We start from the raw sequence: 14,184 nt of genomic DNA, 5'->3' as shown, positions 1-14,184 counted from the left end.
GACGGACTCCACGGTTCCAGTGAACGACAGTGACACTGTGTCCGACTCCGCCGCCGTCGCTGGCGACCGGTCGCAAACTGGAACGCCGAGGACCACGATCGCTATCCACACCAGATCGGTCTTCCTCATCACACCACACCTCCTATCGGCCTAACACGTATTCGACCGTCGTCCATCACACCGCGGAGGTGCGTGTAGGGCCGAGGGAACCGGTCGGTCTAGTCACGGTCGTCAGTGGGCCTGCGCCGACGCAAGTGCCCCCTCCTGCTTGGAATCCGTCATCGCCTCCTACGTTGGCCGAGCGTGATAGGGCCGCACAGCAGGTCCCGGGGATCGGCGGTGACGGGCGGTGTAGCAAGGAGCCGACTCGCGCTCGGTCGAACCACTTGGGGGGAGGTGCCTTCGGGCCGGCCGTTTCCCGGACCACCCAGGGAGTGATCTCATCCTGCAGAGCCCGAGCGATCGTGGAGAATGTCGCGTGGGCGGCAGAGATCCGCTCTAAGACTGAGACGGTAGGCATGACACGCCCTACCTCCGGGAGGCTGCCGGGGACTACGAAATCATGTGCCGCCCCCTCGCCGCCGTCAAGTGCGCGTAAGGGAAAATGGCGAGGATGCTTCGCGCCCTGCTCTTACGCCGTGCGTCCGACCGCAGCGACGAGGCGTTCAAACGACGCCCGCAATCAGGCGGCGTAGCCACTCGGCGAATTCCTGGGAGGGCGGCGGGAGGAGGTGGGAGCGCTGGAGCGCCGCGGCCCGTTGCATCTCCTCCAGCCGCCGGATCTCCTCCAGCACTTCGGGAAAGCGCCGAGCCTGCTCGGCCGATCGGGCGAACAGGAGCCGACCCGGGTCGAGGTGGCCGCGCGCCATCGCGGTGGCCACGCGACGCCGGCACCGACACGGGTTCTCGGGATGGGCCAGCCCGCAGCGGGCCTTCATGAGGCCGACGATGGCGGCGCGTGCTCGCGCCAGCCGCTGACGGTACGCATCCGGCGTCACCTCCAGCGCCGCCGCGGCCGTGCGGTGGTCCAGCTCGAGGATCTCGCCGAGGATGTAGGCGAGGCGATGCTCGCGGTCGAGGCACAGCAGCATCGCGGTCGTGCAGCCGATCTTGACCTCCTCCCAGAGCAGCGATTCCTCGACGGGAGGCGTCGTGGCCACCGGCTGGTCGGAAAGCCCCGTGGCGAGGTCGGCCGCGAACGCCTCGATGCTCATCTCCGGGCGCTCCATGCGCTGGCGGCGCAGCGTCCGCAAGGTGTTACACGCGACCTGAAACGCCCAGGTGCCGAAGCCGCTCTCGCCACGGAAGCTGCCGAGCTTGGTCACGATCCGGACCAGGATCTCCTGGGTCGCATCCTGAGCATCGTCCGGGTGCCAGAGGAAGCGCAGCGCGAGCCCGTACATCCGGGGCTGTATCTCCCTCACGACACTCTCGAGAGCGGCACGGTCGCCGGCCTGCGCGCGGCGAACGCGTTCCTCGAGGGTTTCCTCGTCGCCGGCTCGTCCTCTCATCGTCGCTCCAAGTCGCCGGCCCGTTCCCTCATCGTCGCTCCAACAGGTCTTTCAGCCGCCGCAGCTCACGGGCAAGGGTCGCACGCTGGACGTCGAGTGCGCCCTCAACGGACTCGAGAGCCTGGGGCGGCGTGTGGAGCACGAAGGTGTAGACGCAACGCCGTTCCGCCAAGGGGACCACCCGCGAGTGCGCCCATCCGATGGCGCCGTCGGGGAACGTCATCTTCCAATCGACGACGCCCTGAGCCGGGGACGCCTGGACCTCGAGCCCCACGCGGAGCGCGCCCTGGGGCGTGCGCATTGTGGCGGCTTTGCCGTCGGCGCTTTCGAAGGCATCCGTCCAGCGGGGCAGTCGCACCGGGTCCGCGAGCACAGCGAAGGCTCCAGCGGCGGAGACCTCGAGCTCGATCTCCTGGACGTCGTAGTTCCTCATAGCGTCATCCTCCACGTGGGGTCTCCAGGGGTCTTTGAACCATGAGACACCCGCGCCGGCCACGATGTGACCAACTTTCTCGCCGGTGAGGCGGGGAGGAAGTGGCAGCATTGAGGTAAGCGGTCGCGCAGTGCACGGAAGGGACGAGCGGTCGCAAGGCGGCTTGTCCGTCGCCAGCGCCCCGCGTCAGTGGGCCGCTTGCTCGCTGGCGCTCCGCACCTTCTCCAGCACCTCGCTGTAGTAGGGCTTCTCCTTCAAGCTGGCGTACTCCCCCGGAAAGAGCACCAGGGTGACGTCGGCGGCTTGCTCGGAGAAGCCGTTGAGGATGATGGCGCAACGCTGACCGTGGGCCAGGCGTGTGTTGTCGATCATCGGGAAGTCGAAGAAGCTGACCACGAACGTCGCGGTCTTGGTCTGTCGGCCCAGCACCGGGTCGGGCGTTTCGACGTTGAGGCCCACCTTGATCTCCCGGTTGCGCTGATCCACATCGAGAACATCGATGCCGAAAAAGGTCGGGATCGAATCCAGGCTGAGCGTCGCGGGCTCCAGCGAGGTGCCGATGGGATCCACGGTCATGTCGATGGTGCGGTCGAACTTGCGCCCCACGCCCTCCAGGACGATGAGCTGCTTGCGGGCGATCTCCCGCGCCACCCGCTCGAGGCGCACGGAGTAGTCGTCGAGGTCCGCGCGCACCGCCGGCGTCGCCCCCACCTCCGCCCGATCGATGCGACGCTTCAGGTCGAGGAACAGCGGCTTCAGATTGAGCGACTCGTGGAAGTTGTAGGCCAGGAGCTCGAGGTTGAGCACCGCCGCCCCCAGGTCCGATCCTCCAGGGGCGAGAAAGGAATTGATGATGGAAACGAACATGTCCTTGCGGAGGGCGCTCTCCGACTCCTCGCGCTTGCTCATCAGCTCCGAGTAGAGACGCGTGTTCGTCTCGTTGGCCTGCCGGCGGTTGAGGACATTGGAGGTGACGAAGCCGAAAATGGCGATCGCCCCCGCGGTGAGCAGGCCGCCCACCGGAGCCAGCACGATCGCCAGCTTGTCCCACTTATCCTTCCGCGCTCCCTCGCTCATCTCACTTCCTTCGCAGCGCCAGCTTGCCTTCCTTCTTCTCCAGGATCAGGTCGTAGCGGGTGGCATCCTTGTAGGAGAACACCTCGAGGGAGACGGGCTGCTTCTCGTACAGCACCGTCAAGGTGCACTTCCCCTCCGTCTTCACGTTGAGCTTGTAGGCGCCGAACTTGTCGGTGGCGCAGGAGTCGATCGGCGCCACCTTCGGCGCCTTCTCTGCCTTGGCCTCGCTCTTCGCCTCGCCCTTGGCCGCGTCCTTCTCCGCCGCCTCGGCGACGGGCTGGCTGATGCGGACCCGGAGGCCTTCCGGCACCGGCTTGCCGTCCATCTTGATGTCGCCGAAAATGCGGCCGGCGCTGGCGCTCGAAGCCGTGAGCGCCAGCAACAGGGCGCCCAGCACGATCTGATGGCATCGCATGCGATCCTCCTCGTAGCAGCGCGGCAACGCTCGGCGCCGCGTCGCGCGCTCCGATTCTAGTGCCGCCACCGTCCAGGCTCAATCGGTATACTCGCCGGCTAGAGCGGACTCTACGAGCGATTGGCTGGATGCCTTCGGCATGCACGACTTCGACACGATCCTCGTCGGCGGCGGCCTGCAGAGCGCCCTGCTCGCGCTCGCCCTCCGCGCCCGGAAGCCCAGGGCGCGCGTCGCGCTCGTGGAGCGCGATGCTCGCCTGGGAGGCAACCACACCTGGTGCTTCCATGCCGCCGATCTGGCGCCCGCCGCCCGGGTCTGGGTGGCGCCGCTCGTCTGCCGGCGCTGGCCAGGCTACGACGTCCGCTTCCCCGGCTTCGAGCGCCGGCTCGACAGCGAGTATTCGATGATCTCGAGCACACGTTTACACGAGGTCGTGGCCGGTGTCCTGGCAGAATGGCCGGGCGGCACGCTACGCACCGGCCGCGGCGCAGTGGAAGTCGGCGAGCACCACGTGCTCCTGGACGAGGGCGAGCGTCTCACGGGCACCGTGGTGATCGACGCCCGTGGTATCGCACCGGATGCGGCGCAGAACAACGCGCAGGGTTATCAGAAGTTCCTGGGACTCGAGGTCGAGCTCACGACCCCGCACGCCCTGGAATGCCCGGTACTCATGGATGCGACGGTGGAGCAATCCGAAGGCTTCCGCTTCGCCTACACGCTGCCCCTCGGCCCCACGCGCCTGCTCGTGGAGGACACGTACTTCACCAATGATCCCCGCCTCGAGCGCGAGACGCTGCGCCGTCGAGTCCTGGAGCACGTCGGCCGCATGGGACTCGAGGTGCAATCGATCGAGCGCGAAGAGGAAGGGATTCTCCCCATGCCCTGGCGCGGCCGCTTCGGGCTGCCGCAGCGCGGCCCTCTCTTGGCCGGCTATCGCGGTGGTTTCTTCCATCCCGGCACGGGTTATTCCCTCCCCATCGCCGCCCGACTCGCCGAACTGGTGGCGAACCAGCCGCCGGAGCATCTCTTCGGCCCGGCGCTCCAGGCCTTCATCCGCACCCATCGACGTCAGGCGGGCTTTTGTCACTTGCTCAACCACATGCTCTTCCGCTGGTTTCCCCCGGAGGCGCGATGGCATATAATGCACCGCTTCTACCGTCTGCCCCTGGAGACGATCGAACGGTTCTACGCGCTGCGCTTGCGCCCGCAGGACCGGGTGAGGCTCGTGCTCGGCCGGCCGCCGCGCGGTCTGTCGCTGCGCTATCGTCTCAGCAAAGGAGTGCGTCGATGAACCCTCCCGCGGCAGCGCCGGCCTCGACTTTCGATCTACAGGAAGTCCTCGTCGACCTTCTCGCCGCAATGCCGGCCGAGAGTCTTGGGACACCTCTCGATCTTCGCTATTGGGAAGCAGCTCTCCTCGACCCGGCGCGGGACATCCTGCGTCGCCCCGGCAAGGGTTTCCGCAGCCAGCTCGTCGCCAGCAGCTGGGCTCTCGCGGGGGGAACGCCGGGCCAGCAACCCCAGGAATTGCAGTTCCTCGTCGAGCTGTTGCACGCCGGCTCCCTCGTCATCGACGACATCGAGGACGCGTCGGAGACGCGCCGCGGCGAACCTTCATTGCATCGGCGCTTCGGCCTCCCGCTGGCGCTCAACACGGGCAATTGGCTGCACTTCTTGCCTCTGGCGCTGCTCTCCCGCCTGGGGTTGCAACGCGACTTGGCCCTCGCTTTGTACGCCGACATCGCGGACGCCGTGGTGCTCTCGCACCAGGGCCAGGCTCTCGATCTCTCGCTCCGCGTGACCAGTCTGCGCCAGAGCGAGGTGCCGGCGTTCGTGGCGCAGGTGACCCAGCTCAAGACGGGCGCGCTGTTGCGTCTCGCCGCCCTCATGGGCGCGCGGGCTGCGGGCGCGGCGCCGGAGACGCTGACGGCCCTGGCGCACTTCGGCACCCGCGTCGGCTTCGTCCTGCAGATGGCAGATGATTGGTCTGGCATTGCCGTCGATCGCCGTCGGAACAAGGGGTTCGAGGACTTGCAGCTCGGACGGCCGACCTGGCCTTGGGCCTGGCTCGCCGAGAGTCGCGACCCGGTGGGATATGCCGGCATCGCGCGGGCAGCGGAGCTAGCGGCTGCGGCGCCGGAAGTCGAGGAGGTTCTCCTCCGGTTGCGCGCGCAGCTGCACCAGACGGCCCCGGGGCTGATCGCGGCCACCATGCAAGAGGCGCTGCACGAGTTGGTCCGGGTTCTCGGACCCTCGCCGGCCCTGGACGACCTGGCAGAGCAAGTGCAGCGATTGTCGCAGGCCTATGGCTGAACGCCCCGGCGCTGTCCGCGCCGCCGTCATCGGCAGCGGCTTCGGGGGCCTGGCCGCTGCGATCCGGCTCCAGGCCGGCGGCATCCGCACCACGGTGTTCGAAGCCCGGGACAAACCCGGGGGCCGCGCCTATGTCTACGAGGACCAAGGCTTCGTCTTCGATGCCGGCCCGACGGTCATCACGGCGCCGCACGTCTTCGAGGAACTCTTCGCCGCCGCAGGCCGAGAGCTGAAGGACTACGTCGAGCTCCTGCCTGTGCAGCCGTTCTACCGCTTGCTCTGGGAGGACGGTGTTCGTTTCGACTACAGCGGCGACAGCGAGGCCATGAGCGCCGAGATCGGGCGCTTGCGGCCCGCGGACGTCGCCGGTTACCAGCGCTTCGTGGAACATTCGCGCCGGGTGTTCGAGACCGGCTACACCGAGCTGGCAGCGACGCCCTTCCTGCGCTTCGCCGACATGGTGCGCGTGGCGCCGCATCTGGTGCGACTGCGGGCCGACCGCTCGGTGTACGGTACGGTGAGCCGTTTCGTGCAGGAAGAGCACGTGCGCCAGGCGCTGAGCTTCCACTCGCTCCTCGTGGGCGGCAACCCCTACGAGACCAGCTCCATCTACACACTCATCCATTATCTCGAACGCCACTGGGGGGTCTCGTTCCCCCGCGGCGGCACGGGCGCCCTGGTCCGCGGCCTCGTCCGACTCTTCCATGAGCTCGGGGGCGAGCTATTCCTCGATTCCCCGGTGGAAGGCATCGATGTCGTGCGACGCGGCTCCAGTCTGATCACGCGGAACGGCAGCGTTCCCCCGCACGACAGGAGCCTGCAGCACCGTGTGCGCGTCCGCGGCCGGCCCCCGGCGGAGTACGATCTCGTCGTTTCCAACGCCGACCTGCACCACACCTATGCCGGCCTCTACGGCGCCGCCCCAGCAGCGCAACGCATGCGACGTCGTCTCGAACGCATGGACTGGTCGATGTCGCTCTTCGTTCTCTACTTCGGCACCAATCGTCGCTACGACCAGCACGTGGCGCATCACACCATCTTGTTCGGGAGGCGCTATCGCGAGCTGCTGCACGAAATCTTCCATGGCCGCGAGGTGCCCGAAGACTTCAGCCTCTACCTGCACGCGCCCACGATCACCGACCGCTCCCTCGCTCCTCCGGGGTGTGAAACCTTCTACGTCCTCTCGCCGGTGCCGCACCTGGGGAACGCGCCGGTGGACTGGCCGCACCTGGCGCCGCACTACGCCGAGAGGATCCTCGAGTACCTCGAAGGCGTTCTCCCCGATCTGCGGCAGCACGTGGTCACGCAGCGCTGGTTCACACCGGTGGACTTCGCCGATGAGTTGCACTCCTATCTGGGATCGGCATTCTCCTGCGCCCCGACGCTGCAGCAGAGCGCCTGGTTCCGCCCGCACAATCGAGACGACCGCATTCCCGGCCTCTACCTCGTCGGCGCCGGCACGCATCCCGGCGCCGGACTGCCGGGCGTGGTCAACTCGGCCAAGGCGACCGCGCGCTTGGTGCTCCAGGACTTCGCCCCATGAAACCCCAGGCCCTCGAAACCGGCCGCCGGATCATCGCGTTCCACTCCAAGAGCTTCGCGCTCGCGTCGCGGCTACTGCCGCAGCCGGCACGGGACCGCGCCGTCGTCGTCTACGCCTGGTGTCGAAGGGCGGACGACACCGTCGATGTCGCGGGACCTGGGCAGCGCCAGAGCGCGCTTGCGGCGTTGGAGCGCGATCTCGAGCGGATCTACGCCGGCAGCCGCCTCGACGACCCCATCCTCGACGCCTTCCAGCAGGTGACGCAGCAGTGCCGCATTCCCCGTCACTACCCTCAAGAGCTCCTCGCCGGTCTGGAGATGGACCTCCATGGCGCGCGCTACGACACGCTGCCAGCGCTCCTCCTCTACTGTTACCGCGTCGCCGGCACGGTAGGCCTGATGATGTGCCACGTCCTCGGCGTCCACGACGAAGAAGCGACCCGGAACGCCGTGCACCTAGGTGTGGCCATGCAGATCACCAACATCTGCCGTGATGTGGCCGAGGACTGGGGGCGCGGCCGTCTGTATTTGCCCACAGAGTTGCTGCGAGTGCACGGCGGCGCTGGGCTGGAGGGTGCGCTCGGCGGCCCCTTCCCGCCCACGGCGCGAGAGCCGGTGGCCCGGGTCACCGAAGCGCTGTTGCGTGTGGCAGAGGCTTACTATCGCTCCGGCGATGCTGGCATTCCGGCGCTCTCCTGGCGTTGTGGCGTGGGAGTGCGGACAGCTCGGCGCGTCTATGCCGCCATCGGCACCCGCATTCGCTCACAGGGATGCGCTCCTCTCGCCGGACGCGCCATCGTGCCGGGAAGCACCAAGCTCGTTCTCGCAGCGGGTGCGGTGTTGGAGTCCCTGCGACATGCCATCGCGCCCCGCCAAGGTCGGAGGGCGCCGCTTTCGCCTCCGTCGCGCGTCGTCCGTGCCGAGGACGTTCTTCCCCTGGGGAACGAGCCCCTTGCGCGCCATGATGGCGAAGCATCTCTCCCCGAGGGACGAACGGGTCGGCAGAGCTCGAGAGGATGGTGACTTCGAGTGCAATTCCGGCAGCTGCGGGTCGTGATCCTCGGCGGCATTCTACTGCCGGTCGTGCTGTCCGCTGCGTTGCCCATCGAAGGCACCATGCCTCCTGCTCCACCGGATGCGCTCACGCCTACTCTGACCGCCCCCCCTGATTCGCTCGCGCCAACTCCGGGAGCTCCCCCTGATTCGCTCGCCCCGGCAGCTGCCGGCGGACAGGTGACGCACGCCACGGTGATCCGAGCCGTAGCTCTCGGCTTGCGACACCACCGCGGCGAAGTGCGCATGTCGATCTTCGCCAAGAAAGATGGCTTCCCTGACCACGACGAACTGAGCCTGCAGTGGGGCAGGGCGACGATTGCGGGCGACAGCGCCACCTTCGTATTCACTCCATTGCCGTCGGGGCGCTATGCGGTTTCCGTCTTCCATGACGAGAACGGCGACGGGAGCATGCAAAAGGACTTCCTCGGTCGGCCGAGCGAGGGCTGGGGTGTGTCGCGTGACGTCAAGGCCCGCTTCGGACCACCAAGTTTTGCCGCTGCCGCCTTCGACGCTGCGGGCGACACGCTCACGGTACGCTTGCACCTGCGCTACTGACGAGGCCCGCGTCCCAGGACGCCTCGCCCGTACAGGTGCGCCCGCAAGAGGAGAGAAATCGGTGCTCGAGAAACACAAGGTGCCCCACCAGTTCGACCGCATCGCCCGCGGTTACGACCTTCTCTCCGCTCTCCAGCCAGGCTATGCCGCCCATCTCGACCGGAGCGCCCGGCGGTTCCCTGCCAGCGAGCCGTTCGAGATCCTCGATCTCTGCTGCGGCACCGGACTTTCCACCCTGGCCCTGCGGCGCTCGCATCCTCGCGCCGGCCTCACCGGTCTCGATGCCTCCGCGGGCATGCTGGAGCGAGCGGCACGCAAGCGGGAACTGCAGGACGTGCGCTGGCTGCAAGGCGACGCCATGGACCCGGCCGCCGCCGGCGCCTCCGGACCCTTCGACGCCATCTTCATGGCCTACGGGATCCGCAACGTCCCCGACCCCGATCGCTGCCTACAACGCCTGTGGCATCTCCTCCGCCCTGGTGGCTCACTTTGTTTGCACGAGTTCAGCCTGTCGGGGTCGCTCTGGAGCCGGAGCGTCTGGCAGTTGGTGACGCTCGGCATCGTGATCCCCCTCGGCACGCTGGTCACCGGGTCGAGTTCGATCTTCCGCTATCTGCGCCAGAGCGTCATGACCTTCGACCGCGTGCCGCAGCTGCAAGCGCGACTGCGCGCCGCAGGCTACGCCGACGTGCAGGTGGAGCCCGTGGACGGGTGGCAGCGCGGGATCGTGCACAGCTTCCTGTCCCGCAGGCCCAAGGCATGAGATCGAGGCCGCGGCAACTCCTGCTCCCTGCGCCCGGCGGGCGCGAGCACGCCGGCACCGAGCAACGGGTCGTCGTCGCCGGCGGCGGCATCGCCGGCGTCGCCGCCGCCGTGGTGCTCGCCGAGCGCCGCTTGCAGGTCACTTTGATCGAAGCGGAGCGCTTCCTGGGCGGCCGCGCCGGCGCGTGGACGGAACGGCTCGGGAGCGGCGAGAGCTTCGAGATGGAGCGTGGGTTCCACGCCTTCTTCCGCCAGTACTACAACCTGAGAGCGCTGCTGCAGCGCATCGACCCGCGCTTGGAGTTCCTCGAGCCGCTGCAGGATTACCCCATCCTCGGTCCCGGCGGCGCCACGCAATCCTTCGCCGGCTTGCCGCGACAGACGCCGCAGAACCTCATGTCGCTCACCCGCCGGACCTCTTCCCTGGGACTCAAGGAGTTGCTGCGCGTCGACAAGCGTCAGGCTCTCGAGATGCTGCGCTTCGACCAGGCCCGCACCTACGCTGCCTGGGACCACGAGAGCGCCGCCGACTATCTCGACTCGTTGCACTTTCCCACTGCAGCGCGGCGTCTACTCTTCGACGTCTTCTCCCATTCGTTCTTCAACGCCGAAGCGGAGATGTCGGCAGCGGAGCTGCTCATGCTGTTCCACTTCTACTTCACCGGCAATCCCGAGGGGCTGGTGTTCGACGTGGCGCGCCGGCCGTTTTCGCGCGCTCTCTGGGGCCCGTTCGTCCGTCACCTGGAAGCGCTGGGCGTGCAGCTCCGCTTCGGCGAGAGAGCCCTGGCCGTGGAGCGGCACGATGCAGGCTGGCGGGTGGCCACCGACCACGGCGCATACGAGGCCGATGCCGTGGTTCTCGCTCTCACGGTGCCGGCGCTGCAGGAGATCGTGCGCCGCTCGCCCGCTCTCGACGCTCCCGGCTGGCGGCGCAGCATCGAGGACTTGCGGCTCACCCGGCCCTTCGTCGTCTGGCGGCTCTGGCTCGATGGCCCCACCCGCCCCGGCCGCGCTCCTTTCGTCGGCACCACCGGGCTCGGCGTCCTCGACAATATCTCGCTCTACCATCTCTTCGAGGACGAGAGCCGCGACTGGGCGGCGCGCCACGGCGGCGCGGTCGTCGAGCTCCACGCCTACGCCATCGATCCCAGCATGGACGAGCAGTCACTGCGGGAAGAAATGCTAGGCGCGTTACACGAGCTCTATCCGGAGACCGCGGAGTGTCCGGTCCTCGAGGAGCGCTGGTTGCTGCGCCAGGATTGTCCCGCCTTCGCGCCGGACTCTCATGCCGGACGCCCGGAAGTGCGCACTCCGTTCACGGCCGTCACCCTCGCCGGCGATTTCGTCCGCCTGCCGATCCCGAGCGCTTTGATGGAACGCGCCGCGGCTTCGGGATTCCTGGCCGCCAACCATGTGTTGGCGCCGCTCGGCGTGCGCCCAGAGCCGATCGCGGCCGTTCCGGCGCGTGGGCTCTTGGCCGGCTTCCCCCTGCCGCGAGCGCAGTCGCGACCTCGGGCCGGGAGCCGCCGATGAAAGCCACGCGCGCCCCCATTCCCTTCGGCCGCCGGCTGCCGCCCACGGGTCCCGCTTCGAAGCTCGAGGATTGGCAGCAAGCGAACCCGGTGTGGATCACGAACGCGCTCCGTCACGCTCGCGCCCTGCCTGCCACCGGTTGGACCGTCGTGGACGCCAGTCGCGCCATCGGCAGGAAACCGCGGCGCTATCGGCTCGCCGGGAAGGATTACGTCGTCTGGCGTTCTTCGGCTGGACTCCTCGTGGCACGCGACGTGTGCCCGCACCTGGGTGCGTCCCTCGCCTCTGGGAAGCTCTCTGGTGACGCGATCGTCTGCCCCTGGCACGGGTTGAGGCTGGGACCGAGCGGGCACGGGGCTTGGAAACCACTCCCTGTGTACGACGATGGCGTACTCCTCTGGGCGGCGCTCGATCCGCAAGCGCAACGCCTCGACCACCCGGTTCTCCACCCCAGGCCCGAGCGCTGTTTCGCCGCCGTCATCCGCAAGGAAGCTCGTTGCGATCCGGCCGACATCCTCGCCAACCGGCTCGATCCCTGGCACGGCGTGCACTACCATCCGCATTCCTTCGGCCGCCTGCGGGTGATGCAGCAGGACGAGGACGCGATCGTCGTGCGCGTCGTGTACCGCGTCGTCGGACGTTACGGCGTCGAGGTGGATGCGCGCTTCCACTGCTCGGATCCGGAAACGATCGTGATGACCATCCTCCGCGGCGAGGGAGAGGGGTCCGTGGTGGAAACACACGCCGCGCCGGTCGACATCGGTCGCACCGCGGTCGTCGAAGCCACCCTCGCTACTTCAGACCGCCGCGGCTTCTGGATCGCAGTAGGGCTCCTGGGTCGGATCCTTCACCCCCTGGTGCGCCGGGCAGCCTTCCGGTTGTGGAGAGACGACGCGGCCTATGCCGAGCGCCTCTATTCGTTGCGCCAAGGTGAGGTCTGAAGGGGACTTAGCATCGGGTTCCCCACCTCGGTGGGGGCCGAGGTGGGCGTCTGGAACGGGCCTCCTTGACGGCCTGCCCCTCTGATGGTAAGTTCGAGTTGAGATTGAGACTGCGTCTCAGTCTCTTCTTGTTCCCTGCCACGGAGATTCGCATGGTCGTCTGCATCTGCATGGGCCTGAACGAGGCGCAGCTGCACGGTCATATCCAGGCCGGGTCGCGGACGCTGCAGCAACTCGCCGCCGTCAGCGGCGCCGGCACCTGCTGCGGCAGCTGCGCCGAGACGCTATGCTGCCTCCTCGACGCAGCGCGACCGCAGGCGAGGCCCGACTGCCGGCGGTCGGACCATGCTTCGCACTCCGAGCCGAAGCCTTCGGCACCGTGGACCCAGGGAGCGAACCGTGAAGTATCCCCATGGCGAGCAGATCCTTGAGTCTCTGAACCAGCTCCTTACCCTCGAGCTCACCGGCGTCAACCAGTTCTTCCTGCACGCCCGCATGTGCCGGAACTGGGGGTACGAACGCCTCGCCGACACCATCCGCCAGCGCTCCATCGACGAGATGAAGCATGCCGAGAAGATCATCGATCGCGTCCTCTATCTCGAGGGCGTCCCGAACTTGCAGCGCCTCGACAAGATCCGTCTCGGGGAGAACGTGCCCGAGATCCTGCGGCTCGACTACGAACACGAGAAGAAACTGGTCGACAAGGTGAAGGAGCAGGTAAAACTCCTCCTCGAGCTCGGCGACCACGGCTCCCGCCAGCTGGTCGAAGAGGTCCTGCGCGGCGAGGAGAATGACATCGACTGGTTCGAATCCCAGTTCGCCCTGATCCAGCAGATCGGCGAAGCCAACTACCTGGCTCAACAGGTCCGAGGCGGATAGGGCATTCCATACGGCCCCATGGGAGGTTGGCGATGCGGTGGATGACGTTGGGGTTCTGTGCAGCGTTGCTCGTTTCCGGAGCAGCTCCCAGCTGGAGCGAAAAGGCGGCGCAGGAGAAGCGCCTGCAAGAGTCGGCCGAGGTCGTCCGCGAGATCCTCGCCCTGCCAGAAGGGATCCCTGAGGACATCCTGAACAAGGCGGAGTGCGTCTGCGTCTTCCCCTCGGTGAAGAAGGTGGCCCTCGGCGTCGGCGGCAGCTACGGCAAGGGCGCCTTGGTCTGTCGCACCGGCCCTGAGTTCAAAGGCCCTTGGGGCGAACCGGCGATGATGCGGCTCGAAGGAGGCAGCTTCGGCTTCCAGATCGGCGGCACGGTCATCGACTTCGTGCTCCTGGTGATGAACCCCAAGGGGACCGGGAGCTTGCTGTCCAGCAAGGTCAAGTTGGGTGCCGATGCCACCGTGGCGGCCGGGCCGGTCGGCCGCACCGCCGCGGCGGCGACGGATGCGTTCATGGACGCCGAGATCCTCAGCTATTCGCGTTCCAAAGGGCTGTTCGCCGGCATCTCACTGGAGGGCTCCACAGTGCGCGAGGACTCCGGCGACAACGAGGATCTCTACGGCCGCAAGATCGGCGCCAAGGAGATCGTCCTTGAAGGCAAAGCGACCCTGCCCGAAGCCGCCAAGCCCTTGATCGCGGCGTTGGAGAAGGCGTCCCCGGGGGAGAGCAAAGGGGGGAGCAAATCCCCGCAGTAGGAGGCTTGGAGAGCGGCGTGACCGGATGATCGCCTTGACCCGAAGCGTCGGCAACCTCGACCGCTGCGAGCTGACTTACCGGGCACGCTCTTTCATCGACGCGGACCGGGCACGAGAACAACACAGGCAGTACGAGAGGCTGCTGCAGGAGCTCGGTGCGGAGGTGGTTTCGCTCCCCGCCGAACCCGACTTGCCGGACGCGGTCTTCGTCGAAGATGCGGCCGTCGTGCTCGACGAATGCGCCCTCGTGCCGCACATGGGCGCCCCGACCAGGCGACCCGAGAGTGCGAGCCTCGCCGCCGCCCTCGCCGCCTACCGGGACCTCGTGCACCTACCGCCCCCCGGTACGCTGGACGGCGGCGATGTCCTGCTTCTCGGCCGCACCCTCTTCGTCGGCCTCTCGACGCGCACCGAC

The 14,184-nt window shown here is 67.6% G+C and carries 15 protein-coding genes; 11 read left to right on the top strand and 4 right to left on the bottom strand.

What is annotated here, in order from left to right; translation table 11 throughout:
• Positions 1-665 precede the first annotated feature (665 nt).
• The 4 genes from VFE28_15270 to VFE28_15255 all read right to left on the bottom strand — a co-directional run bounded on the left by VFE28_15270 (position 666) and on the right by VFE28_15255 (position 3,436).
• Complete coding sequence (locus tag VFE28_15270) at positions 666-1,511, bottom strand: sigma-70 family RNA polymerase sigma factor (protein ID HZM17359.1); 846 nt, start codon at positions 1,509-1,511, stop codon at positions 666-668.
• A 28-nt stretch (positions 1,512-1,539) separates the two neighbouring features.
• Positions 1,540-1,944, bottom strand: a complete 405-nt coding sequence (locus VFE28_15265; protein HZM17358.1) for an SRPBCC family protein — start codon at positions 1,942-1,944, stop codon at positions 1,540-1,542.
• Positions 1,945-2,130: 186 nt separating this feature from the next.
• On the bottom strand, positions 2,131-3,021 hold the full coding sequence (locus tag VFE28_15260; GenBank protein HZM17357.1) for a hypothetical protein: 891 nt from the start codon (positions 3,019-3,021) through the stop codon (positions 2,131-2,133).
• Position 3,022: 1 nt separating this feature from the next.
• Positions 3,023-3,436, bottom strand: coding sequence for a hypothetical protein (locus VFE28_15255; protein ID HZM17356.1), 414 nt, complete (start codon positions 3,434-3,436; stop codon positions 3,023-3,025).
• A 139-nt stretch (positions 3,437-3,575) separates the two neighbouring features.
• Here VFE28_15255 and crtY point away from each other — a divergent pair, with 139 nt between their 5' ends.
• The 11 genes from crtY to VFE28_15200 all read left to right on the top strand — a co-directional run.
• Positions 3,576-4,727, top strand: coding sequence for a lycopene beta-cyclase CrtY (gene crtY / locus VFE28_15250; protein ID HZM17355.1), 1,152 nt, complete (start codon positions 3,576-3,578; stop codon positions 4,725-4,727).
• A complete protein-coding gene (locus VFE28_15245) occupies positions 4,724-5,749 on the top strand; it encodes a polyprenyl synthetase family protein (protein ID HZM17354.1) in 1,026 nt (341 codons plus the stop codon). Before crtY ends, VFE28_15245 begins: the two co-directional genes overlap by 4 nt.
• Positions 5,742-7,292, top strand: coding sequence for a phytoene desaturase (locus VFE28_15240; protein ID HZM17353.1), 1,551 nt, complete (start codon positions 5,742-5,744; stop codon positions 7,290-7,292). The genes VFE28_15245 and VFE28_15240 overlap by 8 nt, the downstream gene beginning before the upstream one ends.
• Positions 7,289-8,314 carry a phytoene/squalene synthase family protein gene (locus VFE28_15235; GenBank protein HZM17352.1) on the top strand — a complete coding sequence of 342 codons (1,026 nt, stop codon included), beginning with the start codon at positions 7,289-7,291 and terminating at the stop codon, positions 8,312-8,314. Before VFE28_15240 ends, VFE28_15235 begins: the two co-directional genes overlap by 4 nt.
• 6 nt (positions 8,315-8,320) lie before the next feature.
• Positions 8,321-8,902: a DUF2141 domain-containing protein gene (locus VFE28_15230; GenBank protein HZM17351.1), complete on the top strand. Its 582-nt coding sequence runs from the start codon at positions 8,321-8,323 to the stop codon at positions 8,900-8,902.
• A 61-nt stretch (positions 8,903-8,963) separates the two neighbouring features.
• The gene (locus tag VFE28_15225; GenBank protein HZM17350.1) at positions 8,964-9,665 is read left to right on the top strand and encodes a class I SAM-dependent methyltransferase; all 702 of its coding nucleotides are present in this window, start codon (positions 8,964-8,966) and stop codon (positions 9,663-9,665) included.
• Positions 9,662-11,197 (top strand): FAD-dependent oxidoreductase, encoded by a 1,536-nt coding sequence (locus VFE28_15220; GenBank protein HZM17349.1) that lies wholly within the window; start codon positions 9,662-9,664, stop codon positions 11,195-11,197. Before VFE28_15225 ends, VFE28_15220 begins: the two co-directional genes overlap by 4 nt.
• Entirely contained in the window at positions 11,194-12,138 is a 945-nt protein-coding gene (locus tag VFE28_15215) for a DUF5914 domain-containing protein (protein HZM17348.1), read from the top strand. Before VFE28_15220 ends, VFE28_15215 begins: the two co-directional genes overlap by 4 nt.
• A 399-nt stretch (positions 12,139-12,537) precedes the next feature.
• The gene (bfr, locus tag VFE28_15210; GenBank protein HZM17347.1) at positions 12,538-13,017 is read left to right on the top strand and encodes a bacterioferritin; all 480 of its coding nucleotides are present in this window, start codon (positions 12,538-12,540) and stop codon (positions 13,015-13,017) included.
• A 32-nt stretch (positions 13,018-13,049) separates the two neighbouring features.
• Entirely contained in the window at positions 13,050-13,769 is a 720-nt protein-coding gene (locus VFE28_15205) for a lipid-binding SYLF domain-containing protein (GenBank protein ID HZM17346.1), read from the top strand.
• Positions 13,770-13,803: 34 nt separating this feature from the next.
• Positions 13,804-14,184, top strand: a 381-nt coding sequence (locus tag VFE28_15200) for an arginine deiminase-related protein (GenBank protein ID HZM17345.1), incomplete at its 3' end; no start/stop codon positions are given.

This window comes from Candidatus Krumholzibacteriia bacterium, assembly GCA_035649275.1.
Taxonomy (GTDB): Bacteria; Krumholzibacteriota; Krumholzibacteriia.
Note: the sequence above shows the minus strand (reverse complement) of the source record. Positions and strands in the feature narration are given on the sequence as shown.

What these genes read in the sequence shown, in the direction of transcription:
- VFE28_15270 (HZM17359.1), bottom strand. Translation starts at nt 1,511, where the DNA reads ATGAGAGGACGAGCCGGCGACGAGGAAACCCTCGAGGAACGCGTTCGC.
- VFE28_15265 (HZM17358.1), bottom strand. Translation starts at nt 1,944, where the DNA reads ATGAGGAACTACGACGTCCAGGAGATCGAGCTCGAGGTCTCCGCCGCT.
- VFE28_15260 (HZM17357.1), bottom strand. Translation starts at nt 3,021, where the DNA reads ATGAGCGAGGGAGCGCGGAAGGATAAGTGGGACAAGCTGGCGATCGTG.
- VFE28_15255 (HZM17356.1), bottom strand. Translation starts at nt 3,436, where the DNA reads ATGCGATGCCATCAGATCGTGCTGGGCGCCCTGTTGCTGGCGCTCACG.
- crtY (HZM17355.1), top strand. Translation starts at nt 3,576, where the DNA reads ATGCACGACTTCGACACGATCCTCGTCGGCGGCGGCCTGCAGAGCGCC.
- VFE28_15245 (HZM17354.1), top strand. Translation starts at nt 4,724, where the DNA reads ATGAACCCTCCCGCGGCAGCGCCGGCCTCGACTTTCGATCTACAGGAA.
- VFE28_15240 (HZM17353.1), top strand. Translation starts at nt 5,742, where the DNA reads ATGGCTGAACGCCCCGGCGCTGTCCGCGCCGCCGTCATCGGCAGCGGC.
- VFE28_15235 (HZM17352.1), top strand. Translation starts at nt 7,289, where the DNA reads ATGAAACCCCAGGCCCTCGAAACCGGCCGCCGGATCATCGCGTTCCAC.
- VFE28_15220 (HZM17349.1), top strand. Translation starts at nt 9,662, where the DNA reads ATGAGATCGAGGCCGCGGCAACTCCTGCTCCCTGCGCCCGGCGGGCGC.
- VFE28_15215 (HZM17348.1), top strand. Translation starts at nt 11,194, where the DNA reads ATGAAAGCCACGCGCGCCCCCATTCCCTTCGGCCGCCGGCTGCCGCCC.
- VFE28_15205 (HZM17346.1), top strand. Translation starts at nt 13,050, where the DNA reads ATGCGGTGGATGACGTTGGGGTTCTGTGCAGCGTTGCTCGTTTCCGGA.